Annotated in this window: 23 protein-coding genes; 1 reads left to right on the forward strand and 22 read right to left on the reverse strand. The window is 38.3% G+C overall.

Features of this window, described 5'->3' with window-relative positions; genetic code table 11:
• Positions 1–15: 15 nt before the first annotated feature.
• From adhE to ACSYSF_RS07785, 22 genes are all read right to left on the reverse strand, one after another.
• A complete protein-coding gene (gene adhE, locus ACSYSF_RS07680; RefSeq protein ID WP_489867428.1) occupies positions 16–2,709 on the reverse strand; it encodes a bifunctional acetaldehyde-CoA/alcohol dehydrogenase in 2,694 nt (897 codons plus the stop codon).
• Positions 2,710–3,007: 298 nt separating this feature from the next.
• A complete protein-coding gene (locus tag ACSYSF_RS07685; RefSeq protein ID WP_489867429.1) occupies positions 3,008–4,927 on the reverse strand; it encodes a copper-translocating P-type ATPase in 1,920 nt (639 codons plus the stop codon).
• Between the two features lie 8 nt (positions 4,928–4,935).
• Positions 4,936–5,205: a cupredoxin domain-containing protein gene (locus ACSYSF_RS07690; RefSeq protein WP_489867430.1), complete on the reverse strand. Its 270-nt coding sequence runs from the start codon at positions 5,203–5,205 to the stop codon at positions 4,936–4,938.
• A 26-nt stretch (positions 5,206–5,231) separates the two neighbouring features.
• Positions 5,232–5,603: a cupredoxin domain-containing protein gene (locus ACSYSF_RS07695; protein ID WP_489867431.1), complete on the reverse strand. Its 372-nt coding sequence runs from the start codon at positions 5,601–5,603 to the stop codon at positions 5,232–5,234.
• Positions 5,604–5,624: 21 nt separating this feature from the next.
• Positions 5,625–6,062 (reverse strand): CopY/TcrY family copper transport repressor, encoded by a 438-nt coding sequence (locus ACSYSF_RS07700; RefSeq protein WP_489867432.1) that lies wholly within the window; start codon positions 6,060–6,062, stop codon positions 5,625–5,627.
• Between the two features lie 130 nt (positions 6,063–6,192).
• Positions 6,193–7,458, reverse strand: a complete 1,266-nt coding sequence (locus ACSYSF_RS07705) for an oligosaccharide MFS transporter (RefSeq protein WP_489867433.1) — start codon at positions 7,456–7,458, stop codon at positions 6,193–6,195.
• Positions 7,459–7,836: 378 nt separating this feature from the next.
• Positions 7,837–9,732, reverse strand: coding sequence for a M13-type metalloendopeptidase (locus ACSYSF_RS07710; RefSeq protein WP_489867434.1), 1,896 nt, complete (start codon positions 9,730–9,732; stop codon positions 7,837–7,839).
• A gap of 116 nt (positions 9,733–9,848) precedes the next feature.
• Positions 9,849–10,574, reverse strand: a complete 726-nt coding sequence (locus ACSYSF_RS07715) for a DUF4811 domain-containing protein (protein WP_489867435.1) — start codon at positions 10,572–10,574, stop codon at positions 9,849–9,851.
• Positions 10,575–10,693: 119 nt separating this feature from the next.
• Positions 10,694–13,153 carry a phosphoketolase family protein gene (locus ACSYSF_RS07720; RefSeq protein WP_489867436.1) on the reverse strand — a complete coding sequence of 820 codons (2,460 nt, stop codon included), beginning with the start codon at positions 13,151–13,153 and terminating at the stop codon, positions 10,694–10,696.
• Between the two features lie 144 nt (positions 13,154–13,297).
• Positions 13,298–14,029, reverse strand: coding sequence for a GntR family transcriptional regulator (locus ACSYSF_RS07725; RefSeq protein ID WP_489867437.1), 732 nt, complete (start codon positions 14,027–14,029; stop codon positions 13,298–13,300).
• A gap of 86 nt (positions 14,030–14,115) precedes the next feature.
• Positions 14,116–14,784 carry an HD domain-containing protein gene (locus ACSYSF_RS07730; protein WP_489867438.1) on the reverse strand — a complete coding sequence of 223 codons (669 nt, stop codon included), beginning with the start codon at positions 14,782–14,784 and terminating at the stop codon, positions 14,116–14,118.
• A gap of 18 nt (positions 14,785–14,802) precedes the next feature.
• A complete protein-coding gene (locus ACSYSF_RS07735) occupies positions 14,803–15,519 on the reverse strand; it encodes a hypothetical protein (protein ID WP_489867439.1) in 717 nt (238 codons plus the stop codon).
• A 3-nt stretch (positions 15,520–15,522) separates the two neighbouring features.
• Positions 15,523–16,017, reverse strand: coding sequence for an aminoacyl-tRNA deacylase (locus ACSYSF_RS07740; protein WP_489867440.1), 495 nt, complete (start codon positions 16,015–16,017; stop codon positions 15,523–15,525).
• 108 nt (positions 16,018–16,125) lie between these two features.
• Positions 16,126–16,254, reverse strand: coding sequence for a hypothetical protein (locus tag ACSYSF_RS07745; RefSeq protein WP_489867441.1), 129 nt, complete (start codon positions 16,252–16,254; stop codon positions 16,126–16,128).
• Between the two features lie 156 nt (positions 16,255–16,410).
• Positions 16,411–17,892, reverse strand: a complete 1,482-nt coding sequence (locus ACSYSF_RS07750; protein WP_489867442.1) for an ABC transporter substrate-binding protein/permease — start codon at positions 17,890–17,892, stop codon at positions 16,411–16,413.
• A gap of 16 nt (positions 17,893–17,908) precedes the next feature.
• The gene (locus ACSYSF_RS07755; protein WP_489867443.1) at positions 17,909–18,640 is read right to left on the reverse strand and encodes an amino acid ABC transporter ATP-binding protein; all 732 of its coding nucleotides are present in this window, start codon (positions 18,638–18,640) and stop codon (positions 17,909–17,911) included.
• Between the two features lie 293 nt (positions 18,641–18,933).
• Positions 18,934–19,194 (reverse strand): hypothetical protein, encoded by a 261-nt coding sequence (locus tag ACSYSF_RS07760; protein ID WP_489867444.1) that lies wholly within the window; start codon positions 19,192–19,194, stop codon positions 18,934–18,936.
• A 15-nt stretch (positions 19,195–19,209) separates the two neighbouring features.
• Positions 19,210–19,440, reverse strand: a complete 231-nt coding sequence (locus ACSYSF_RS07765) for a hypothetical protein (RefSeq protein WP_489867445.1) — start codon at positions 19,438–19,440, stop codon at positions 19,210–19,212.
• 140 nt (positions 19,441–19,580) lie between these two features.
• Entirely contained in the window at positions 19,581–20,429 is an 849-nt protein-coding gene (locus tag ACSYSF_RS07770; RefSeq protein ID WP_489867446.1) for an aldo/keto reductase, read from the reverse strand.
• Positions 20,430–20,620: 191 nt separating this feature from the next.
• Entirely contained in the window at positions 20,621–22,045 is a 1,425-nt protein-coding gene (gene araA / locus ACSYSF_RS07775; protein ID WP_489867447.1) for an L-arabinose isomerase, read from the reverse strand.
• Positions 22,046–22,083: 38 nt separating this feature from the next.
• Positions 22,084–22,785 carry an L-ribulose-5-phosphate 4-epimerase gene (locus ACSYSF_RS07780; protein ID WP_489867448.1) on the reverse strand — a complete coding sequence of 234 codons (702 nt, stop codon included), beginning with the start codon at positions 22,783–22,785 and terminating at the stop codon, positions 22,084–22,086.
• A 5-nt stretch (positions 22,786–22,790) separates the two neighbouring features.
• Entirely contained in the window at positions 22,791–24,401 is a 1,611-nt protein-coding gene (locus ACSYSF_RS07785) for a xylulokinase (RefSeq protein WP_489867449.1), read from the reverse strand.
• Positions 24,402–24,620: 219 nt separating this feature from the next.
• On the opposite strand from ACSYSF_RS07785, the gene ACSYSF_RS07790 reads away from it, so the two are divergent.
• Positions 24,621–25,721, forward strand: a complete 1,101-nt coding sequence (locus ACSYSF_RS07790; RefSeq protein ID WP_489867450.1) for a GntR family transcriptional regulator — start codon at positions 24,621–24,623, stop codon at positions 25,719–25,721.
• The last annotated feature ends 14 nt before the right edge of the window (positions 25,722–25,735 follow it).

Genomic DNA, 25,735 nt, shown 5'->3' on the forward strand with positions numbered 1-25,735 from the left:
CGTTCAAATATTTATTTAAAATTGGTCTTCTAGTAATTGTTTAATTTCACTTAAGCGTGGTTGTCGTGGATTACCAGGCGTTGTTTGATCATTATAAACCAAATCCATCAAACCTGATAACTCGCGATCAAAGTCTTCCTTCTTAACGCCATTACCAGATAACGTCAAATCCACATCCAACTTAGCAGCGAGGTCTTTAATTTTGTTAATTAAAGCGGTTACCAATTCAGCATCATCACGACCCGTTAAGCCAATATGACGTGCAATATCAGCATAATCCTTTTGGGCTGTATACGTCTCATAACGTGGAAACGGCGTGCGTTTAACATTACCAGTGACACCATTAAATTTAATCACATGAGTCATGGCAATTGAGATTGCTAACCCGTGTGGTAGACCGAAAGCTCCACCGGTTTTATGCGCAATCGCGTGATTCAATCCTAAGAAAGCATTTCCGAATGACATACCAGCCAATGTTGAGGCATAGTGCATCTTGCTACGAGCTAACTTACCTTCTTTTGTTGGCTTTTTGGCATCATAATGATATGAATCTTCTAAGTAATCAAAAATCAACTTAATTGCTTGCAATGCCCATGGACGTGTAAATTCTGATGACATAACAGAAACATATGATTCTAACGCATGTGATAAGGCGTCCATCCCAGAATAAGCAACTGTACGGGCTGGTACAGTGTAAACAAATTCAGGGTCCACAATTGCCACTTGTGGTGTCAATTCATAGTCAGCTAGTGGATACTTAACGTGCGTTTCATCATCAGTAATAACCGCAAATGGTGTGACTTCTGATCCAGTTCCTGAAGTTGTTGGAATTGCCACCATTTGAGTTAAGCGTTGGTGTTCAAATTTAACAATACGTTTACGAATATCCATAAACTTTTGCGCTAATTCTTGGAATAAGTTCTTAAGACCAGCATCGTCATATAAAATACCAGGCTTAGTGGCTGAATACTCATACAAGAAACGGGCAATTTTACCAGCATCTAAGGCTGATCCGCCACCTAGCAAGACCACTGTATCTGGCTTAAAGTCTGCCATTTGACGCGCAATATCAATTGCCTGTGAAATGGTTGGATCTGGACTAACGGAACCGTAGAATGATGTCTTAACTTGTTCTTCACGTAGTGCAAATTGATCCAATACTTTATCAACGAAACCAAGTTTAACCATTCCGGGATCGGCAACAATAAAGGCACGATCAACATCTGGTAATTCCTGCAAGTAGGTAATTGCATTAGCCTCGTAGTAAATATCCTTTGGCAAGCGAACCCATTGTGGACGATTACGACGACGAGCGACTGTTTTAACGTTTAACAAATCATACGTAGATAGATTATGCGACAATGAATTCTTCCCCCAAGTACCAGTTCCTAACGTTAGCGATGGTCGTAAAGCATCGGTATAAATATCACCAACACCACCAATTGAATCAGGTTGATTAACCAAAATTCGTGATGCTTCTACGCGATCTGCATATTCTTTTACAAATGGATCGTCTTGTGCCCCAATTTGAATAGCTGCATTATGACCAGCCCCCTGGTAGTTCAATAATGCCCGCACAATATCAATTGCTTCGTCACGGTCCTTAGCTTTATAAATTGATAGCAATGGACTTAACTTTTCTGATGACAATGGTTCGCCAATATGCTTTTTATCCAGCTCAAATAACAAGACATCTTTGTCTGCCGGTAACTTCAAACCTGCTTGTTCAGCAATCCAGCGACCTGAACGACCTGCAACTGGGCCCGTAACACCGTAGCCATCAGCAGTTGGCTTAAATACAAAATCAGAAATCTTTTGATAATCTTGCTTTGGTGTTAAGTAAGCGCCTTGTTCTTGTAATTTTTGTACCATTTCATCATAGATTGATGCATCAATAACAACAGAATTTTCAGATGCACAAATCATACCGTTATCAAAACGCTTTGATAATAATAAGTCAGATACAGCTCGATCGACATTAGCTGTCTTATCAACATAAACTGCACCGTTTCCAGCACCAACCCCCATTGATGGATTACCAGAACGTAAAGCGGCATTGACCATTGATGGCCCACCGGTTGCTAATATTGATGCAATCTTAGGATTCTTAATTAAAGTATCAGTGGCGTCGATTGATGGTGTTTCAATCCATTGAATGAAATTCTTAGGTGCACCAGCTGCAACTGCGGCATCATAAACGATTTTTGCAGCGTGAACTGATGATTTTTGTGCTTGGGGATGGAATGCAAATACAATCGTATTACGCGTTTTTGCTGTTAGCATTGCCTTAAAAATTGTCGTTGACGTTGGATTAGTCGTTGGCACAATTCCTGCTAGAATACCAAGTGGTGCAACCAATTCGACTTTCCCATTTACCTTATCTTCAGAAATAACGCCAACTGTTTTATCATTTTTTATTGCATTATAAACTGATTCTGAAGCAAAACGGTTTTTAGTATCTTTATCTTCAATTACGCCACGTCCAGTTTCATCATATGCTTCATGAGCTAATAATAACGCATTCTCTGAACCGGCTAAAGCCATGGCTGCAACAATCTTATCAACTTGTTCTTGTGTATAGGTTTCAAATTTTTGCAAAGCAATTGCTGCTTGATCGACTAATTTGTTAGTCATTTCTTCTGCTGCTGCATAATGGGCTGCTTTTTCATCTGATGTTAACGCTTTTTTTTGCTTAATCATAGTAGTCATTATATCCGCCTCTCAAATTGTGCTAATTTAATTAGTTTGCTCATTACTGAACAATCTAATTATAGCAAATAAGCGAATGCCGTCAAGCACTTAAACGCCGTTTTATTGGCGTTTATAGCTGTTATATTATGTTTTCACAAACATTTTCATAATAACAAAAATAAATATTGTTAATTAATTAACAATATAAGCGCTTACAATTTTTAGTCATGATGACCTTGTGAAGAAACAAAAAAAGCTAAATTTCCTAAAAAGTTTTCAGAAAATTCAGCTTTTTATCTAAATAATTTATTTTATGCTAATCAGCTGGTGTTAACTTTGCTTTTCCTAACAAAACTGAACTAATCACAACTGATAACGAACTGAACGCCATTGCCAACCCAGCAATTTCTGGACTTAAAATAAAGCCAAGACCATAAAATACACCGGCAGCAACTGGAATACCTAAGACATTATAGACAAACGCCCAGAATAAATTCAACTTAATCCGGTTAAATGTCTTTTGACTTAAGGCAATTGCCAGATCAACATCACGGAGATCATTTTTAACTAACACAATACCTCCAGCATCAATGGCAATATCGGTACCAGCTCCCATGGCAATACCAACATCAGCTGTTGTTAATGCGGGCGCATCGTTAATACCATCCCCAACAAAGGCAACCGTATGATCCTTTTGTAATTCTTGAATCTTATCAGCCTTTTCAGCTGGTAACACATCAGCAACTACTTCATCAATTCCAACTTCATCAGCAATCGCTTTGGCCACGTGTTCATTATCACCCGTTAACATCACTGTTCTAAGACCACGCTTCTTTAAATCTTTCATGGCCACTGCGGATGTTTCTTTAGGGGTATCTTGGATTGCAATTAATCCAATAATTTTATCTTGCAAACCAACTAAGACAACCGTCTTGGCTTCATCTTGTAGTTGGCGCATCGTTTGCTTCAAACTATCATCAATTGCATAATCTGCTAACAAACGTTCATTACCAACAAAGGCTTGTTGACCATCAACAGTTGCTTGCACACCTTTACCAGACAATGCTTGAAAGTCTGCAATTTCATTTGTTTGCAAATTTTCTTGTTGTGCTTTAGCCATAATCGCTTCAGCCAACGGATGTTCTGATGAAGCTTCCATACTTGCTGCAACGGTTAAGACTTGTTTTTGATCACCAATTACATCAGTGACTTGTGGTTGACCAACCGTAATCGTACCAGTTTTATCAAATACAACCGTATCGATGTCGTTTACCCGTTCAAGAACCTCACCATTTTTGATTAAGATTCCCATCTTAGCACCACGACCAGTTCCCACCATCAAAGCGGTTGGCGTGGCTAATCCTAGCGCACAAGGGCAGGCAATCACAACGACTGACACCGCAAAGATTAGCGAGTTAGCTACATCATGACCAATAAATACATACCAAACCAAGAAGGTCAACTCTGCAATAATCAACACAACGGGTACAAAAATATCAGATACACGATCAGTCAGCTGTTGAATTGGCGCATGACTTGATTGGGCTTTTTTAACCAAAGTCACAATCTGAGCCAACATTGTGTCATCACCAACTTTGTTTGCTTTGAATACAAATGTTCCCGTTGTATTCATCGTTGATCCAATAACATCATCACCAACTTGTTTTGAGACCGGCATACTTTCACCAGTCACCATCGCTTCATTGACGGTTGATGTACCCTCAACAATTTCACCATCAACGGCAATTTTTTGTCCAGGACGCACCCGAATTAAATCACCTTCAACAATTTCATCCAAAGGAAGCCGCACAAATTCACCATCACGCTGAACTTCAGCATCTTTAGCCTGTAGATCCATCAATTTCTCAATTGATGAAGAGGTATTATCACGCATTCGTTCTTCTAATACTTGTCCTAACAAGACAAATGTAATCACAAAGGCGGCACTTTCAAAAAAGACAGCCTTACCAGTAAACATCGCATAAATACTATAGATATATGCTGTTCCAGTTCCAACAGCAATTAAGGTATCCATATTTGAATGATGCTTTTGAAATGATGCCCAAGCACTTGATAAAAATGGTCGTGCTGATATTAACATCACAATTGTGGTTAAAATCAACATCGTCACTTTTCCACCAGGTAACATCCAACCAGTGAAAGGCATTAAAATCATTTCAATTAACATCGGTAAGGACAAAACTAACGAAACCCAAAACCGTGTTGTAATTTTCATAAAATCACCTACTTTATGACAACTTTACCGTGGAACATGTCCATACCACAGCTAAAATCATACTCGCCAGCCTTGTTGGTATCAATTGTCACTGTTTTAGGTTCATCAATTGGTAATGATTCTTCAAAACCAAGCTCCTTTGAATGTACAACGTCCAAACATCCTTGTGGACTTGTACGAGTAAACGTCACTTCGGCTGGTACCCCTTTTTGTAAATTAACGACATTAGGTTCGTAACCACCGGCAACATTAACATTAACTTTTTGTACTTCACTCATTGTATAACTCCTCCTTATCGATGATGCTATTTAATAATGACCTTACCATGGAACATGTCCATACCACATGCCCAACCAAATTCACCAGCTTTACTGGTATCAATCTTAACTGTTTCCGTTTCATTTTGTGGTAAAGCTTGATTAATTCCAAAATCTGGAAAGACAACGTGGTCCAAACAACTTGATGGATCAGTTCGCTTAAAATGTAATTCAGCTGGTACACCTTGCTTTAAAACGACCTGCTCAGGTGAATAACCACCCTTTACTAATACATCAACATCTTGCTTTTCATTTTTAATTTCAGCATTTTGGGTCTCAGCCTCATGTTTACCAAAGAACCACCAAACAATAAAACCAATGACTGCAAGACCAATGATTAACACAATAATTCTTGCCATAATTATTTTCCCCCTAACTAATCATTCGGGACAATCGGCACAAGCAAACGGTCCAATACAATCACATGCAACCGTATCTGGTGCTGTGCTCACCTTTTCCTTTAAGACATGCTGTAAATTTTCAATATCTGCTTTACTTAATGTCATATTAGTAATCAGCTCAGCTAATGTTTGTCCTTTTTTCATACTACATAAACGATCAAATACTTCAGTTGTCATTTGAATCATGGCATCATTTTCAGCAATTAACGGACTGTAGATAAACCGGCGACCATCTTTACGTGTTGCCAACATATCTTTTTGGACCAACCGACGTAACAATGTTTTAATCGTTGATTCAGACCAATCCTTTTTTTCTTTAATAGCTGCGATAATCTCACTGCTCGTTGCGGTTTGCATTGTCCAAACCACACGCATAATCTGCCATTCAGCATTCGACATATCACTTGCTTGCATCATAGCATCACTTCCTTCGTTTACATTTGTAACTATGTTAAGTATAGTTCATTACGTTTACGTTTGTCAACGAATCAGCATGGCAAAAAAATAGACCAGCTATAAGCTGATCTATCTAAGCATGCAATTTATTTTATAATGGTTGTCCTTCAACCTTTTCATCATCTTTTCTCAAGGCAAACATTGCATAGATACCGGCAATCAAAACAATTCCTGAAATTACCAAGAAAGTCTTGCTGTAACCAATTTGGTCGTGTAATGCACCCAATGGCGTTGAAAAAATAATTTGCCCAACTTGGGCTGCAATTTGGAAGCCGACCATATAAATAGTTGATGAAACACGCGTATTAAAGTGCAAAGTAAAGTAACGGAAAATTGCTAGTGAGAAGAAAGCTGTTTCTGGTGCATGCAAAAGTTTAATAAATGAAACACCAAGTGGGTTTTGAACCAATCCACAACCACCAATACGGATAACCATGATGGCAATACCAATAAATAGTGTTTTGCGAACTCCAAACTTTCTCATAACAAATGGCGCTGCACCCATCATAAGTGATTCCAAAAAGACTTCAATAGAATTTAATACACCATAAGCTTGCGTACCAGCTGAACTAGAATTGAAAAACTTCGTGAAAAATTCCGGGAACATTTGTTGATCAAAGACTGTATAGAAAGTCCAACTTAAAACGATAAAAATAATAATCTTCCATAAGTCAGCAATCTTGAAAACCGAAAAAATTTCTTTCAATGAAGGTGATGTTTTTTCATTCAAATTTTCCTGTTTGTTCTCATACTTAGCAATGACTTCCGGACTAGTTGGCTTGGCAAAAGCTAACACTAATAACAAAATTAAGCCAAGTGCCGAAGCAATCCAGAATAGTAGATATGGATTGATACTAAACAAATATCCGGCAAGCAATGCTGAAATCGCATAACCAAATGAACCCCAAGCACGAGCTTGGCCATATTCGAAACTATAACGACGGCTCATACGTTCAATGAATGCTTCAAATGTTGGTGAAGCTGAAAGAAATGCTGCTGATAAGTAAATTGATCCCAATATGGCACCCACAAAGAAATAACCCTTTAATAAAGGTGCATAAATAAACTGGAAGAATGGGCCAAGAAAAATTTGTAGAACAGCACAGAACATTAGTAAAGTTTTCTTGGCACCCAGCTTATCTTGTAGGGTACCATATGCCAACATTAACACCATTGTCACTGTAGAATTAAATGAATAAATTGTTCCAACTTGTGAACCACTAAAATGCAAGTCATTCGTCAACCAAATTTGAAAGAATGACCACCAAATGCTCCACGCTGTGAAAAATAAAAAAATTATCAATGAATTTTGCAAATAAAAGGGATTCTTAAAAGTACTTTCATTTTTTGTATTCATTTCTGAAACATCTCCTAAGTCTATTGATTATGAATATGCTGCCATATTCGTGCTAGTTTTTGATTCGTTATTGTATTCATCGCAAGTTTTTTCCTCGTTATATTAACGTTTGAAAAACAACCATCGTCAATAAAAACCTCCGTAAAAACCAATTAGTTAAGCGCTTACAATGAGAGTGTAAACCTTTTCATTTTATAAGTCAACCGGTTGACATATACGGTTAACATTCCTTAGTACAGCAAAAAAATACCCCATAATTGCTAGATTGTACGTCTAACAATTATGGGGCACTTCAAATGTACCAGTCTCTTAGGACTAATAATTTATTTTTATCAACGTGTTAACATGGACAGCCTATTCACAATAAACAGTGTTAGCTTACCAAATCATTGTTCGTTCAGCTGGTTCACGGTACATACCGTCGCCAGGCTTCACATCGAATGTTTCATAGAATTCATCAAAGTTTGACACAATAACATTAGTACGCGCCTTGTTTGGTGCATGCACATCCACAGCTGCGAAGAATTTCATTAATTCTGGACGAGCCTTCATACGCCAAATGGTTGCCCAGTTTTCAAAGAATTCTTTAGCCGAGAATGCTTCTTCACGCTTAGCAGCAGCTAATGCAGCAGCCAAACCACCCAAATCAGCCACGTTTTCAGATACTGTCAACTTACCATTAACCTTGGCACCATAAGAATCCAAACCATCGAATTGATCAATAACCTTTTGAGTACGTTCCTTGAAGGCAGCAAAGTCTTCATCAGTCCACCAATTATTCAAACTGCCGTGCTCATCAAATGATGCACCATTAGTATCAAAAGCGTGTGAAATTTCGTGGGCAATCACAGCCCCAATACCACCATAATTAGCTGAATCTGACTGTGACAAGCTATAGAATGGTGCCTGCAAAATGGCAGCTGGGAAAACAATTTGATTTTGTTGTGGATCATAATATGCATTCACCATATGAGCTGGCATGTGCCACTCATCACGGTCAACTGCTTGATGCCACTTAGCCCATTCACGAGCAATTCCTTGACGAGCAAACTTTTGTGTTGCTTCAAGAAGCGTTGCCCCATCATCAACAACTTTGTCTGCATAGTAATCGGGTAACTTTTCTGGATAACCAATATGTGGCTTAATCGCATTCAACTTAACAACTGCCTTATCACGCGTTGCTTGTTGTAGCCAAGTTGTATTTTGAATACGCTCTTTGTACACATCAATCATCGTGGCCACTTTTGCCTCAACGTCGGCTTTCGCATCAGGTGAAAAGTTTTTGTGTGCATACCACAAACCTAGCGCTTGATTAAATGGTCCCTCAGCTAGATAGTAAGCTGATTTTTGTTGACTCTTAGCTTCCGGTGTTCCAGATAAGGCACGACCATAGGCACCGCCTAGTACACGAACATCATCAGATAGATAGCCAGTATATGCATTTGCAATATCAATAATCAAAGTTGCTTTTAATAATGGCCAAGCTTCTTCTGAGAAGAATTGATCAGCAGCATGCCAGAAACGCTCTTCTGGTACTACAACCATATCTGGTTCTTCACCAATCATAGCTGTCACAACCTCATTTAATGGCAACTCTGGTGCTAGGGCAACAAAGTCAGACCACTTATATGGTTTATACAACTTAACATATTCTGAAGCTTCCTCTTGACTTAGGACAACCTTGGCAATCCGAGCATCAAATTCAAGCGCCTTATCCAACAAATCCTTTATTTCAGCATCACTAAAACCAAACTTTGGCAACAAAGCTTCTTGAGATTCACGCCAAGTCTTTAACAAATCAGCGCCCTGAGGATGACCGGGCTCATAGTAAGTTGTATCAGGCAAAATAGTACTCAAAGCATCAGCCCAAAGTACATAAGTTTGTGCATCTTTAAAATCTGGTGCAACACCTAATGGCAAAGCATTTGGTAAACCAGCTTTCTCCAAAGAAACAATATCATTAGCAAAGTCTGCAAATGAATCATAATTTTGGTAACGCTGAATTAAAGGCTTAACTGGTTCTGTTCCCAATTTATTACGAGTTTCCCAATCAGCTGCTAAGCGGTGGTACTTAACAAAGTTTGCTAATACGCTATCAATTGGTACATCTTCACCAGCCAACCACTTATCAGTTGTTTTTAACATTAACTCTTCAATTTCATCAGCTAAATCAATAAAGCCACCTGTTCGTGATTTATCATTTGGGATAACGGCTTGCGCAACCCAATCTTCATTAATTGCTTCATAAAAATCATCTTGTTGACGTGTTCCCATTGTTTCACCTCAATTTCATTTTTCTTATAAGCTACGATACCACATTTTGGATTCGGTGTGTAACGTTGTTAACGACAACAAAAAAGCTGGAACACTCATTCCAGCTAGTTATATTATTAATTTTCTTCTTGCCAAGCATTAATTTGCTTAATCATATCTGCCTTTAATTGCTTATTTGAATCAGCGGTTACTTGCTTAACAACATCATTTTTCAGCTTGTCTTGACCCTTTTTATCATCAACAAACTTCTTATCTTCCTTCACTTTAGCCGTAACCTGCTTATTAATTTCATCACGGACTTTATCAGCTACTTTAGCCTCATTGTCTTGTGACATTTTTTGTAAATCATCAACCTTATCGGCTGGTACAACATACCAACCCTTAGGTAACGTCAACTTATAAGTGGTTTCACCCTTTTCAAGAGTATCTTGACCTAGCAACAAGAAACGGCGCCATGTTGAGTTAGCTTGATACGTCATCACGGTTGTTTTTAACGTTGGCTTTTTACCATTAATCACCGTTGTTTCGGCTTGTTGAGTTAAAGTCTGATAAGTTTTATTATTCGTCTTATATGTATAACGTAAACGACCTTGGGTACCTTCTTCAGTTGTAACCAAATTTAACCCATTCACTTTAACAGCTGGTTTAATTTGTTGGGTTTTAGTCAAAGGTACTTCCGCCATCAAAAAATGATCACTTTGGGCACGACTAACACCAATTCCCATAAATACAACTAACAAAAGACCTGTAACAATTGGTACCCATCGAACTTGATGATGCACCACCCCTTGAATTGCCGCATAAGCTAACAAGACAATTCCTAATACCAACAAGACAATCATGATTTTTCTCCTTCAAAAGCATATTCACCCTTTTAGATTATACCAAAAAAAGCCTACAATCACCAAAAATTAGTGATTGTAGGCTTTCATTATTAATTCAGACTAATCTGTTTAGTTGATTACTTCTTTAAAGCAGTCCACTTCCAGTCAGTAAACTCTTCGATATCATGTCCCTCGTTACGAGTAACTTCGAAGTGCTTTGCCAAGATAGCATCCATCTTGTTCTCAAAGGCTTCTGCTTCATCAGCAGCAATAACACCCTTGTCAGCCAAGATTTGTGCAGCTTCCTTAGCTTGGTGGAAACGATCCAATTCTGAATATACACGCATATCGTAAGTAGTTGTGATATCACCATCTTCACGGTAACCATGAACGTGAGCACCTAAGTGTTGACGCTCGTAGAAGATTGCTTCAATCAAATCTTCGAAGCCGTGGAATGCAAACATAACTGGTGTTCCTGACTCACCGAACAATGCACTGAACTTTTCGTCAGACAATGCACGCTCGTGGTTCATCTTACCATTCTTGTTTAGCAAACGGTGCAATTCAACAACGTTTACGTAACGCATCTTAACAGCTGGAAATGCTTCGTTGATCAAGTGCAAAGCAGCAAGTGCTTCGATAGTTGGCTCTACACCGGCTGAAGCAAAGACGATATCAGCATCTTCACCTTCGGCAACAGTTGAAGCCCAATCGATAGCCTTGATACCTTCATTTGCCAATTCATCAGCTTCTTCAACTGAGAACCATTGTTGACGTGGTTGCTTTGAAGCAACAATGTGGTTAACCTTGTGACGTTCAGTAAATGCACGACCAAAGACAGCCAACAAAGTGTTACCATCAGCTGGCAAGTATTGACGAATAAAGTCAAGCTTCTTTTCAGCCAAGTGAGTCAACATACCTGGATCTTGGTGAGTGTAACCGTTGTGGTCTTGTTGGAAAGCAGTTGAAGTTGAAATCAAGTTCAATGATGGGTAATCATTACGCCATGGTTGTTCTGAAGCATGACGCAACCACTTGAAGTGTTGTGTAATCATTGAATCAACTACACGTAGGAATGATTCGTATGATGCGAATACACCAACACGACCAGACAATGTGTAAGCTTCTAGCCAACCTTCAGCTTGGTGCTCTGATAATTGAGCATCCAAAATACGACCTTCATGAGCTTCGTGTTGGTCATTAGGTTCCTTAACTTGTTCCATCCATTGACGGTTAGTAATATCGAACATACCCCACAAACGATTTGACATCGTCTCGTCAGGTCCGAAGATACGGAATGAAGTTGGATTCAACTTTGAAACTGCAGCAAAGTAGTTTGACAAGACGTTCATGTCCATGTTCTTGCTACCATCTGCTAATTCAGTTCCACGGTTTTCAGGCGTAATATCGTTAGCAAATTCCTTCCAATCTGGCAAAGCCAAATCAGTAGGAGCATCACCGCGACGACGACCACCATTAGCAACTGGGTTAGCTGCCATACGCTTGTCGCCCTTTGGTGCCATATCAGCAATTTCTGCCTTCAATGAACCATCAACATTAAACAATTCTGCTGGCTTGTATGAATTCAACCATTCTTCGAATTCAGGCAATGACTCCAACTTGTTTTGTGCCAAAGGAAGTGGTACTTGGTGGGCACGGAATGAGTTTTCAATTGGTTCACCTGCAGCGTTGTGAGTAGGACCACCCCAACCCTTTGGCAAGCGAGCAATGATAACTGGCCATGCAGCAACTTCACCATCAGTGTAACGGCCATCTTCACGAGCAGCCTTTTGAATGTCTTTGATATCTGTAATAGCTTGATCAAAGACCTTTGCAGCTAATTCGTGGTATGCCATATAGTCATGAATATCATCGTTTTCAATGAAACGTGGTGAGTATCCCAAACCTTCAAAGAACTTAGTAATCTCTTCATCGCTCATACGTGAGAAGATAGTAGGATTTGAAATCTTAAATCCGTTCAAGTCCAAGATTGGCAAAACAGCACCGTCGTTCTTAGGATTGATGAACTTGATTGAGTGCCATGCAGTCATTGCAGGACCAGTTTCAACTTCACCATCACCTACAACAGTGAAGGCAATTTGGTCAGGATTATCCAAAATAGCACCAGTTGCGTGAGATAGTGAGTAACCTAACTCACCACCTTCGTGCAATGAACCTGGTGTTTGTGCAGTCATGTGTGATCCAATTCCACCAGGGAATGAGAATCGCTTAAACAAACGTGCCATACCTTCAACATCTTGAGTAATTTCAGGATAGCTTTCAGTGTAAGTACCGTCCAAGTATGAGTTAGTAACCATAACTTGACCACCGTGACCAGGTCCACCAATGTAGAACATGTTCAAATCAAACTTGTTGATCAAACGGTTAGCATGTGCGTACAAGAAGGTCTGTCCTGAGATAGTTCCCCAGTGACCAATTGGCTTAACTTTAACATCATCCGCTTGGATTGGTGTATCAGTTACTGAAAACAATGGGTTGCTCTTCAAAAAGATCATACCTGCAGAAAGGTAGTTGGTAGCACGCCACCAAGCATCTACCTTTTCAAGATATGCTTTTGAATCAAAATCTACTGCCATTTTGATTAAATCTCCTTTTATTTTTGAGAAAGGTTAGATCACAGAAGTTATCTTCTGGATTACAATTCTTATAATACCAGATTTCGAACCTAGGTACAATAAAAAACTCTCAATTGGACCGTTCCAATTGAGAGACAATTTTTACTATTCGCCATCCAAACTAACAAAGCTGTTATAACGCATATATTCATAATGTACGCGCATTTGTCCAACTTCGAATGGAGTCCCATCATCTAGGAAAAATATTCCTGACATCACACCCACTGGTTCATTAGCCTTTAAATTCAAACGTTCCTGATCATCAACTTGTGATGGTTCAGCAGTTATTGTCATAAACGATTTCGTAACGGCTTTATTAATCGTTTGTTCAGCATATTGAAACATTGAATGTGTCATATCTTCTGCTGTTAATGCTGGTAATAAACTAACGGGTATAACGGCATTCTCAATCATGAAAGCTTCATTTTGCAACGTACGCAAACGCTTGATACGGTAGACTTCATCCCCTTGGTTCAAAAAGAGTGCTTCACGATCCTCATCTGTCGCAACTTCCTTTTCAAATTCCAAGAGTTTAATCGCTGGTGTCTCGCCATTAAAACGAAAGGCATCTGATACACCTAAATTATGACCAACTGCATGAAACATTCCTTGATTCTTTAAATATAATGGATTAACGAAAGTTCCTGAACCACGTTTTTTAAAAATGATACCTTGTTGTACCAAAACATTTAAAGCACGTTTAATCGAACTACGTGAAACGCCATATGAAGTTGCTAAAGAACGCTCATCTGGTAACTTTAAATCGGGAAATTCTTGGGCATTAATGCGCTGATTTAAGTCATTCAGCACCTTCATATATAGGACTTCTTTGGCCATGTTTAACCTCCTGTTGATTACAAGATACTATAATAACATAAAAGTGGTCCAACCAAAACTGGCCGACCACTTTGTTTCATATTAATTTAAAAATCTTTTTGTTGCCATTCTGCCTCAAATTGGTGAACAAAATCATGCATGATTTTGTCACGCTTTGCCCCAATACGTTTACCTTCATTTGTATTTAAATAATCTTTTAGCAAAAACAATTTCTCATAAAAATGATTAATAACGGTTGCATCGACACCGTTACGATAATCAGCCTTCGTCGTCATATCACGTGGTGGTATAGCTGGATCGTATAATGTATCGCCATGTGCGACACCAAACTGAATTGCCCGCGCAATCGAAATTGCTCCAATCGCATCTAGACGATCTGCATCTTGTACTATTTGACCAGCCAAAGATAATTGAACTGGCTTACCATAACGTTGCTTACTCCATGACATATTATCAATAATCTGGAAAATTCCCGTTTGTTGTGAATCCGATATACCAATGTCAGTCAACATTTGAACAACTTGCCGCTTCGCTTTAGCAACATCATCAAATAACTTATCGTCATATGTATCATGCAAAATAGCTGCCGCTTGTGCAATAAAAGCATCTGCCGTTGGCTCTGTTTGCAAAATATGCTTCGTCATATTTAAAACACGTTCAATATGGGTCATGTCATGACCGCTGGCATCATCTTGCAAAACTTTTTGGGTAAATGCTGTAATTTCTGATAACTGCTTTTGTTCTTGATCTGTCATTGCAACCCTCTCTTATGTTTATCTGACGAATAATCTCGTTATCAACATGATAACAAAACTAATTCCTAAATTGATTAACCAAACAAGACTTAACCAATAACCTACTTCTTCCCAAATGAGCCATGGATCACTAATGATTAACCCGGTTACCAAGCCAATCACAACTAATAACAACGCATAAAGCCAAATACCTTGCCACACATTTTGCCAATCAGCCCGACTGATATTCATTGCCAAATTTAAATTAATAATTAAATAAAGCCATAAAATAACATGCCAAGTCGGCACACTTGTAAAAATTTGCCAATGTAGCGTTTGTATTTCAAAGAGTTGCGGCCATAACCATTCTGTTAATAACCCCGTTAATAGCGAAATCACAATCGTTGGCGCCAAGCCAATCAAAAAATTTCCTAACCGTTGGTACGGATTATTGGCTTGCCAAGAATGACTGACGTATCCCATGCGCTTTGATTCTTCAGCTTTCAAGGGATTAGTTAATAGCACAACTTTATCAATACGATGACCAAATAGCATGGCCATTAAGGCATGCGCAAGTTCATGCACAATGGTTCCCAACCAGCTAAACCAAAACGGTGCTCGTTGACCAAAGCGCGACATCAAATTTTGTTCGGCCTTAGTTGTCAAAACAGAAAGTAAATAACTGGCCACCACGGGCATCACTAAAAAAATCAGTAAAATTAGCTCAATTGAATGAGCAATCATCATGCCCAACATGATTTAATCATCCGAACGAATTGCAGCAAACTGGCCATGTACAAAATCAGCTAAAGCCTCAGCATCAATGCGAATTGAGCGACCTACTTCACCTGCTGATACCGTAATGGTTCCCGCCTCTTTGGCACTTTCATCAAAGTAAATTGGGAATTTCTTCGTTTGCCAAATACCAACTGGATTATTAGCACCGTGAATATAACCCGTTGTCTTTTGCAAATTCTTCGTTGGAATCATATCCACCCGTTTGTTACCTGACACTGCCGCCAGTTTCTTTTCATTTAAATGTGTATCCACCGGCACAATTCCAATAACCGGTCCAGTAACATTACCTTCTAAAGCTAATGTTTTATAAATATCATGATCAGTTAAACCATATGCATCCAATTCGGCTTGATTCCGTTGCATACCACCAGAAAAAACAATGGTTTCATATGGAATACCCGCTTTATCTAAAATTTGTTCAACTAAAATCTTTTTAATACGCGTTTTCTTTGCCATATCTATCTCCTCCATTATCTGTCCCTTTTAATATACGCCATTGTTGAATTATAGCCAATATATTAAAAAAGATTGAGATAAGTGTATCTCAATCTTCATTAGATTTTATCATTTTTTTGAAAATCTCTTTTTGAAAAAGTTAAACGAGTCAACAAAAGCAGCTGCCAACACACTGACAATAAATGACTCTTCTGTTGTTTCCCAAAGTTGCTTGCAAAACTCCTTAAACTTCTTCATAGTCCCATCTCCTTAAACCTGAATTAGATACTGTTAAGTTATCAAAAGCCATGAATAACTGTCAAACTTCTGGCATATAATTGCATAAAAAAAGCCAGGACGTAAGCGTCCCGACTTCTATTACTTAATTCATAGCATAAACAAGGTTTCGCTCATTTATCCCAATGTTTTATCAGATTTACGTAACTTTTTTTCGAATAGGTTCAACAAACGGCTAATTCCGAATGTCAAAATAAAGTAGATAACAGCTGTGATAATCAATGGAACAAATGGCTTAAATGACGCCCCTTGCACAACAGATGTTTGGAATGTCAATTCACCAACACCGATAACTGAAACAACTGAACCTTCTTTGATAACCGTCACAAACTCATTACCCAATGCAGGAAGAATGTTTTTAATCGCTTGTGGCAAAACCATGTAGCGCATCGTTTGATTCTTGGTAAATCCTAATGAACGTGCAGCTTCAGTTTGACCAGTTGGCACTGCTTGAATTCCTGAACGGATAATTTCAGCAACATATGCAGCAGAGTTCAAGAACATGGCAATCGCACCTGCCAAGAAACTTGAAACATTTAACCCAATGGCCTGCGTTCCAAAGTAAACAATGAATACTTGAATCAACAATGGCACACCACGAACTGCTTCAATGTATGCAGATGCAAGCCACTTGAAGATTTTAACTGATGAAAGCTTCATCAAAGCAAATAGAATACCAAGGATAATTCCAAAGAAGACACCAATAACGGCTAGTCCAATCGTGTAACCAGTTCCCTTAATAAAGTAAGGTGAGTACTTTTGGAAGAATGATTCCTTTTTGTTCATTTGCTTAATAGCTCGATCTTGCATGGCCTTTAATGGTGCACCAATAATTTTATCATCTAAAATCTTGTTAACCTTAGCTTGTAGGACGGTAGCATTCTTATTCATAACAACTGAAGAACCGTTACTAATACCTGGTAACTTAGCTGGTGAAACAGCAAACTGATCACTCTGCTCTAAGTAACTCTTAGCCGTTGTACTTGCAACCACAACACCATCAACCTTCTTTTGTGATAGTTGGGTTACTTCGTCAGTAATCTTTTTTAGTGAAACTACTTTTTTATTCGTAATTTCATGAGCCAAATCATCTTGCTTAGAAGAAACTTGAGCAGCTAACTTAGCATTCTTAATCTTATCTAACGTTGACCACTTATCTTTATTTTGCTTTAACGTAAGCACAACGTTTTTATCGATAAAGTAAGGCTTTGAAAAATTAACTTCTTTAGCACGTTCTGGTGTTTCTGTCATACCAGCAACAACCATATCAACCTTACCAGTCTTAACAGCACCAAGTAAGGCATCGAAACTCATTTCTTGAATCTCAGTCTTAACGCCTAATTCTTTACCAAGTTTGCGTGCAACTTCAATATCAAACCCAACAATTTTATCCTTACCATTTTCCGTTGTGTGGAATTCATATGGGGCATAATCAGCCGAAGTTCCAACAACTAACTTACCAGATTTCTTAATCCGCTCTAATGTTGGATCTGTCTCAGCGGCATTTGCTGATGAAATATCAAAAATACCCAAACCACTACTCAATACTAACCCAATGGTCATGACCAGCATGACAATTTTTTTCATCCATTTTTTCATAAATAAAATGCCTTTCCTACAACATCTTGGCTAAGAAGTTTTGTGCACGCTCTGAATTTGAGTTTTCAAAGAAGGTGGTTGGATTATCATAAACATCCATTTCACCATCACTCATAAACCAAATTTTTGAAGCAACTTCTCGCGCAAAGCCCATTTCGTGAGTTACAACTAACATCGTCATACCTTCTTGTGCAAGTTCACGCATTGTTTTCAAAACCTCACCAACCATTTCAGGATCAAGTGCTGAAGTAGGTTCATCAAATAGCATAATCTTAGGATTCATTGCCAAAGCACGTGCAATGGCGACACGTTGTTGTTGACCACCAGATAGTGATGCTGGATAAACATCCGCTTTATCTTCAACCCCAACTTTAGTTAAAAACTTTTGTGCAATTTTAACTGCCTCACCATCAGGAAGTCCCTTAACCTTAACTAATGCGATTTTGACATTATCCAAAACTGTCATATTAGGGAATAAGTTAAAACTTTGGAACACCATCCCCAAATCTTGACGAATTTTATCTAATTGTGCCTCATTAGCTTGTGTAATATCTTGACCATCAAAAATTACTGAACCTGATGTTGGATGTTCCAACATATTCAACTCACGCAATAGAGTTGATTTTCCTGTTCCTGATGGGCCCAAAATTGCAATCACATCGCCTTCTTCAACATCAGCATTAATTGATTCTAATACTGTGTTTTTACCATATTCCTTATGTAAATCTTTTATCGTTAAAATCGCCATATTTCTACTCCCATTCATTACTGCCTCATAAATATTAACAGTAACTGAAATTTTATGCAATAAAAAGTGCTAAATTTGCTTAAAAAAGCTTTTTTATTCATTTGTTATGAATATATTCACTTAGTTAAGCTGAATAATATAAATGTCACTCACAACCTTTGTTGATGTATAAATATTAGCATTTAACGTAATTTTATGCAACAAAAACTTAAAAATAATTGAATTTAGTTAAAAATATACAAAAACACTGGATATATACATTTTAAAATGCATTTATCCAGTGTTTTTTGTGATTATGCTACTTTGTCAGCCATCTCAAAAATTGTCTTTTTGTTAATAGTTGCAAGTTGTGCTAAGTAAGGCGTTCCTAATTGAATTGGATCACCTTTAACGTTCATTAAGAACTTTACAGCTGATAGTTTGACCATTGCTTGATAAACCGCATCCCGATCAATCATAATATCAGGATTTTTAACCTTAATCATGGTGATGTGACTGGCCGTATTGGGCTCCTTGCCTGCAACAGTAAATGACAATTCCAGTACTTGATTCATTAATTTTCCTCCTTATTAATTAGCTTTCGCAGCTACAAATCCATGTTCTTGAGTATCAACTGTAATAATCTTCTCAATTGATGTTTCAGCACCAAGTTGACGGAAGATTTGTGCTAATTCCGTTAACTCATCCACAGTTGTCCCCTTTTTGACATAAAACTGACGATTAATACTTGCACCTTCTGGGGTCTTACCAAAAATCTTTGCCTTTACAATATTTGCAGCAGTTTGCTTCTTTTCTACCATATTTAATCTCCTTTAAATTTAATCGAATGGCCATTCGAAACATCAACATATCAGCTGACACTTATACTAACGATTTGAGGAAGGTAAAATGTCGCACAAAAAAAGTTGAGACAACATATCTCAACTCTTTCGTTTATTATCTAGTGATGTGGGTACTGACGACCACGTTCATAAACTTGTTCAGGTTCCTGACTAATACGGGTGAAAGTATTTAAGTTATCAATTGCTAACATCTCATCAATTGTCAAAGAAAAGTCATAGATATCAGCATTTTCAACAACCCGCTCAGGATGAACTGACTTTGGAATAATACTTGTTCCATTAGCCAAATGCCAACGTAGCACAACTTGAGCTGGTGATTTACCGTATTTCTTAGCAATATCAACAATTACAGGTTCAGCCAACACAGAGCCACGACCAAGAGGCGCCCATGCTTGCGTCACAATATTATTTTCTCGTAAGAAACCACGTAATTCTGGTTGTACCAAATGTGGATGATTTTCAATTTGATTAACAACCGGCATTTCATTGGCTTGTGTTGCCAAATATTGTAAATGAATCATCCCAAAGTTTGAAGTTCCCAATGATTTAACGATACCTTCAGCTTGCAATCGTTCAAAAGCGCGCCAAGTTTCAAAAAAGTGTTCATGCAATGGCCAATGAACCATCAATAAGTCAATATAATCAGTTTGTAAATCTTTCAATGATTGTTCCACTGAAGCGAGTGTTGCATCATAACCCTGATTACTCTCAGCAACTTTAGTCGTTACAAAATAATCTTCACGTGGCATACCTAAATTACGCAACGCAACACCGACTTCAGCTTCATTTTTGTACATCTGTGCCGTATCAAATAACCGATAACCTGTTTTCCAAGCTGTTTTCACAACTTCGGTTAAGTTATCCTGATCCGTTACTTTATACAACCCCAATCCTTGTTGTGGCATTTGATAGCCATCTGCTAACTGAAGTTTTGTTGTAATGTCCATGTGTTACTTATACCCCTTTATGAAAATTTATCCTATATTTTATTAATTATCTCAATGATATATCATACCAGATAACATAAAAAGTCAGTAATAATATGCATTTTTTGTGTCATATTATTACCGACAATTTGTATGAGGTATTTTTTTATTTTAAATGAAAGTTTTTTGCTTAGAAGTTTTAATTTATGAGCTTATTTAATGTCAACGTAAGTCAAACCAAACAACTTTGCCAAGTCTGTCAATTGTTCTGCATCAAGATCAAATGATAGAACTGTGTGGTGACCACCACCAACAGTCATCCAACCAACTGAACCTTCACGCAAACCTTGCTTTGGTGTCCAAAGTTGCTTTGCAACAGGCAATAATGGCATTTCCTTTTCAGGCTTGTTACCAATAACATCATATGACATTAGCTTAAATTCATCACCATAGTCAGCTAAGGTAGCATCAATGGCATCTCCTTGCATACCAGTAAATACCAAACGTGCTGGATCTTCCTTATCACCAATATCTAGTGGGTGTACTTCAACACGTGGCTTATCTGAGGCAATTGTTGGATCCACTTCAAGCATGTGCGAGCCCAAGATAGCTTCGTGACCCTTACGCAAGTCAAGTGTGTAATCTTCCATAAATACTGTGTGCTTGTTGTGAGACATAATCTTCATCAAACGTAGCAAAGCAGCAGTCTTCCAATCACCTTCACCAGCAAAACCATATCCTTCAGCCATCAACATTTGTGTTGCCAAACCTGGTAATTGCTCAAGTCCATACAAATCTTCGAAGTTATCAGTGAAGGCTGTGTAACCACGATCATCCATAAAGCGCTTCAAACCAAAGTACTCACGGATTTGGTACTTAACATTGTGCTCAAACTTTTCAGGTGAATTATCACCAACAACGAAATCATACTCTTTTTGCAATTCTTCGTACTTAGCATCGATGTCTTCGTCACTAACCGCATTAACCTCAGCAACTAAATCACCCATTGCCCAATAGTCAACACGCCATCCAAACTTGATTTGTGCTTCAATCTTATCACCATCAGTAACAGCAACATTACGCATCTTGTCAGCAAAAGCTGCAACCTTAATGTTAAATGATTCGTTGTATGCAACAGCAACGTCCATCCACTTACCAATTTGTGCTTGTACTTCTGGATCAGCCCAGTGTCCATAAATAATCTTGTTATTTAGACGGAGGCGAGCATTGATAAAGGCATACTCGCGATCACCGTGGGCTGATTGATTAGTATTCATGTAATCAAAGTTAATGTCATCATATGGCAACTCTTCTAGATATTGCGTAGCAAAGTGTAGCAAAGGCTTTTGCAATAATTGCGTACCACGAATCCAGTTCTTGGCTGGTGAGAATGTGTGCATCCAAGTAATAACACCAGCAACAGAATCATCATAATTTGCTTCCTTCATTGCTTCAGCAATATTCTCTGAGGTTGTAGCAACTAATTTGAATTCAATTGGGTATGGCAACTTACCTGATGCATTTAACTTATTAACAATGTCCTTTGCATTAGCCTCAACCTTATCTAGGACTTCTGGACCATATAAGAATTGTGAACCTGTGATAAACCAAAACTTGTAATTCTCTGTGTTATTCATCTTTCTATTTCCCCCCGAAATATATAACTAAAACTAAACTAGTGCTTCTTCTGACCGTAATAAGCATTAGCCCCATGCTTACGCAAATAATGCTTATCCAACAATGCTTGTGACACATGAATACTATGTGGATTTAACATCAAAGTATGGTAAGCCATCTTAGCTGATTCTTCCAAAACCACGGCATTATAGACAGCATTGTCAGCTGACGTTCCCCATGTAAATGGTCCATGATCTTGTGCCAACACTGCTGGCACAGCCATTGGATCAATACCACGCTTTTCAAAAGTTTCAACGATGACGTTACCTGTCTCCAACTCATATTCACCCTTAATTTCCTCATCAGTCATTTGACGAGCAACAGGGACATCCCCATAGAATGTATCCGCATGGGTCGTTCCAGCAGCTGGTAAATCAATACCAGCTTGGGCAAATGAAACGGCCCATGGTGAATGCGTATGCACAATCCCACCAATATCTGGGAAATTATTGTATAGCACCCGATGCGTTTCTGTATCACTTGATGGATTTAGATCACCTTCAACAATCTTACCGTCAAGATCAACAACTACCATATCTTCTGGTTTTAACTCATCATATGGCACACCAGAAGGTTTGATAACAAAGAGGCCACTTTCACGGTCAATTTCTGAAACATTTCCCCAAGTAAATTTAATCAAGCCATGCTTAGGTAGCGCCATGTTAGCATCATAAACACGTTGCTTAACATCTTCTAACATATGAATTAATCCTCCTCAATTGGCATTTGATCAATAGCTGCTTGCTCAATTGGCAAACCAGCCTTGTACCGTGCCATAAACTTCTCAAAGCCGGCCACATCTTCAGGATCAGGCTCAATAGTCGTGCTTTCTTGTGATTGGAAAACATCATTATCTAGATAATCAGCTAATGATTGATCTGGTTTACGGTTAACCACATATTGTGACAAAACGGCCATTCCCCAAGGGCCACCTTCACCAGCATTCTTCATTAATGTCACTGGTGTGTTCATCACACCGGCTAACATTTTTTGAGCAACAACTGGTGTCGTGAAGATACCACCTTGTGCAATAACTGAATCCATGGCGACTTTTTCTTTAGCCAAAACATCCAAACCAATCTTCATAGCACCAAAAGCACTGTAAACATGCATTCGCATCAAGTTTGCCAAAGTAAACTTAGCATTTGGTGTCCGGACAAACATTGGTCGACCTTCAGCCATACCAGTGATATTTTCTCCTGAGTGGTAACCATAACTTAGCAACCCACCTGCATCAGGATCAGACTTCAACACACTATTGAATAATGCACTAAAGATTTCATCACCAGTAACTGTTGCACCAACTTCAGCAGCGAATTCTGTAAAGACACGTGCCCAAGAATTAATCTCAGATGTACTGTTATTGATATGAACCATGGCAACTGCTGAACCATCTGGTGTTGTCACCATATCAATGTTTTCATTAACTTGTGACAACTCCTTTTCCAAAACAACCATGGCAAAGGCTGAAGTTCCAGCAGAAACATTTGCGGTACGCTTTTTAACTGAATTAGTTGACACCATACCAGTACCGGCATCTCCTTCAGGCGCAGCGGCAACTGCCCCGGCTTGCAAAGTACCAGATGAATCTAATAGTTTTGCACCGGCCGCAGTCAACTTACCAGCTTCTTCACCAGCTAGTTTAACTGTTGGCAAAATTGTACGTAGTTCCCACAAATATTGTTGGACAGTCTTTAATGAACTAAATTGATCAATCATGGCTTGGTTATAATCATTCTTTTCAGAATCGATTGGGAACATTCCTGACGCGTCCCCGATTCCAATAACCTTTTCACCAGTCAAACGCCAGTGAACATATCCAGCCAACGTTGTTAAGAAGCTAATTTCTTTCACGTGTGTTTCTTGATTCAAAATTGCTTGATACAAATGTGCGATACTCCAACGTTGTGGAATATTGAAATTAAATAACTTAGTTAGCTCACTTGCTGCTTGACCTGTAATTGCATTACGCCAAGTACGGAATGGTACTAACAATTCATCATCTTTGTTAAAAGCTAGATATCCGTGCATCATAGCGGCAATTCCAAATGATGCTAGTTGTGTCACTTCGACACCATATTTATCTTTAACAATTTCCGTTAGATTTTTGTACGCACTTTGTAAACCTGTCCAGACATCTTCTAATGAATATGTCCAGACACCATCTTCAAGTTTGTTCTCCCAATTATGACTACCAACTGCAATGACTGATGAATCAGTCGCAACCAGCACTGCCTTAATACGAGTAGATCCAAACTCAACCCCCAAGGCTGTTTTACCAGCCAAAATTTGTTTTTGAATTTGTTCTTTATTCATTACTTTATTCCCCTCAAATGAGAATCATTTGTTTCTGTAACCGTTTACAGTCATTATAATAAAACATTTGTGCGGACAAATCAAGGCATAAACTCAAAATTTGTATGTACAAAAAATACAACCTGCTGAAATTAGCCGTATATTAATGTTTATAAGCCTTTTTTATCTGCTTATTTTTTTGCTATAATTAACTGCATACTTAGGAAACGGGGCGACATTATGGATACGAAATATGACATTGTCAAAAAAGGGCTTCGCAATGATATTATTTCTGGTAAATTTGCGATTGGTGATAAATTACCCACAGAAGCAAATTTAACCGAACAATACAATGTAAGCCGCTATACGGTTCGACGAGCAACTGCGGGACTAGAACAAGAACATTACCTATATCGTATTCAAGGTGATGGTATGTATGTTAATGACTGGAAAAAGGTTCCTGCTGTAAAAACTGAAAATAAAGTCATTGGTGTAATTACCACTCACTTAGCAGACTATATTTTCCCGGAAATTATTAGTGGTATTGATCAAGTTGTTTCCGACGCTGGTTACGCTTTATTTATTAGTAATACACACAATACGTTTGATCGTGAACGACGTAGTCTGTTACGTATCATTGAAAGTGGTGTAAGTGGATTAATTATTGAACCAACAATGTCTGCATTACCTAATCCTAATAAAGATTTATATGAACAAATAAAGAAAATAGGTATTCCAACGGTCTTTATTAACTCAACTTATGCTGATTTAAATTTTAATTATCTTGGTGTTAATGATATTGAAGCAGAAAAGCAATTAGTAGAACATTTAATTTTACAAGGTCATAAACGAATCCTAGGTGTTTTCAAAGTTGATGACATCCAGGGCGCCAATCGTATGCAAGGCTTTTACAAAGCATTTCAAGCACAGCCTGACTATGCCTTAGATAGTAATCTCATCATGTATCAATCAAATGATGAAGAAAATACCACTTTACTTTTGAATAAAATTGAAACCTACTTAGAACAACCCAATCGTCCAACAGCCTTAGCGCTTTATCATGATTCATTAGCGATTCAAACTATTGATTTAGTCAAATCACTTGGCCTTCGTATCCCTGAAGATATTGCCATTGTAGGATTTGATGATTATAGCCTAGCAAGTTATATGACTCCCAGTTTAACGACAAATCGTCATCCTAAACGTAAAATGGGCCATGATGCTGCACAGATATTACTTGACGTTATTAATGGCGAACCAGGTCATAATATTGTTTATGAACCAGATATCGTTATTCGCCATTCTTCAGTAGTCAATCCTCCAGACGAGGAAACAGAATAAACAAAAAAGGATGT

This window comes from Weissella sp. ESL1139, assembly GCF_058506735.1.

Excerpts from the sequence above, each read along its gene's own strand:
- adhE (WP_489867428.1), bottom strand. The coding sequence starts at position 2,709 with ATGACTACTATGATTAAGCAAAAAAAAGCGTTAACATCAGATGAAAAA.
- ACSYSF_RS07685 (WP_489867429.1), bottom strand. The coding sequence starts at position 4,927 with ATGAAAATTACAACACGGTTTTGGGTTTCGTTAGTTTTGTCCTTACCG.
- ACSYSF_RS07690 (WP_489867430.1), bottom strand. The coding sequence starts at position 5,205 with ATGAGTGAAGTACAAAAAGTTAATGTTAATGTTGCCGGTGGTTACGAA.
- ACSYSF_RS07695 (WP_489867431.1), bottom strand. The coding sequence starts at position 5,603 with ATGGCAAGAATTATTGTGTTAATCATTGGTCTTGCAGTCATTGGTTTT.
- ACSYSF_RS07700 (WP_489867432.1), bottom strand. The coding sequence starts at position 6,062 with ATGATGCAAGCAAGTGATATGTCGAATGCTGAATGGCAGATTATGCGT.
- ACSYSF_RS07705 (WP_489867433.1), bottom strand. The coding sequence starts at position 7,458 with ATGAATACAAAAAATGAAAGTACTTTTAAGAATCCCTTTTATTTGCAA.
- ACSYSF_RS07710 (WP_489867434.1), bottom strand. The coding sequence starts at position 9,732 with ATGGGAACACGTCAACAAGATGATTTTTATGAAGCAATTAATGAAGAT.
- ACSYSF_RS07715 (WP_489867435.1), bottom strand. The coding sequence starts at position 10,574 with ATGATTGTCTTGTTGGTATTAGGAATTGTCTTGTTAGCTTATGCGGCA.
- ACSYSF_RS07720 (WP_489867436.1), bottom strand. The coding sequence starts at position 13,153 with ATGGCAGTAGATTTTGATTCAAAAGCATATCTTGAAAAGGTAGATGCT.
- ACSYSF_RS07725 (WP_489867437.1), bottom strand. The coding sequence starts at position 14,029 with ATGGCCAAAGAAGTCCTATATATGAAGGTGCTGAATGACTTAAATCAG.
- ACSYSF_RS07730 (WP_489867438.1), bottom strand. The coding sequence starts at position 14,784 with ATGACAGATCAAGAACAAAAGCAGTTATCAGAAATTACAGCATTTACC.
- ACSYSF_RS07735 (WP_489867439.1), bottom strand. The coding sequence starts at position 15,519 with ATGTTGGGCATGATGATTGCTCATTCAATTGAGCTAATTTTACTGATT.
- ACSYSF_RS07740 (WP_489867440.1), bottom strand. The coding sequence starts at position 16,017 with ATGGCAAAGAAAACGCGTATTAAAAAGATTTTAGTTGAACAAATTTTA.
- ACSYSF_RS07745 (WP_489867441.1), bottom strand. The coding sequence starts at position 16,254 with ATGAAGAAGTTTAAGGAGTTTTGCAAGCAACTTTGGGAAACAACAGAA.
- ACSYSF_RS07750 (WP_489867442.1), bottom strand. The coding sequence starts at position 17,892 with ATGAAAAAATGGATGAAAAAAATTGTCATGCTGGTCATGACCATTGGG.
- ACSYSF_RS07755 (WP_489867443.1), bottom strand. The coding sequence starts at position 18,640 with ATGGCGATTTTAACGATAAAAGATTTACATAAGGAATATGGTAAAAAC.
- ACSYSF_RS07760 (WP_489867444.1), bottom strand. The coding sequence starts at position 19,194 with ATGAATCAAGTACTGGAATTGTCATTTACTGTTGCAGGCAAGGAGCCC.
- ACSYSF_RS07765 (WP_489867445.1), bottom strand. The coding sequence starts at position 19,440 with ATGGTAGAAAAGAAGCAAACTGCTGCAAATATTGTAAAGGCAAAGATT.
- ACSYSF_RS07770 (WP_489867446.1), bottom strand. The coding sequence starts at position 20,429 with ATGGACATTACAACAAAACTTCAGTTAGCAGATGGCTATCAAATGCCA.
- araA (WP_489867447.1), bottom strand. The coding sequence starts at position 22,045 with ATGAATAACACAGAGAATTACAAGTTTTGGTTTATCACAGGTTCACAA.
- ACSYSF_RS07780 (WP_489867448.1), bottom strand. The coding sequence starts at position 22,785 with ATGTTAGAAGATGTTAAGCAACGTGTTTATGATGCTAACATGGCGCTA.
- ACSYSF_RS07785 (WP_489867449.1), bottom strand. The coding sequence starts at position 24,401 with ATGAATAAAGAACAAATTCAAAAACAAATTTTGGCTGGTAAAACAGCC.
- ACSYSF_RS07790 (WP_489867450.1), top strand. The coding sequence starts at position 24,621 with ATGGATACGAAATATGACATTGTCAAAAAAGGGCTTCGCAATGATATT.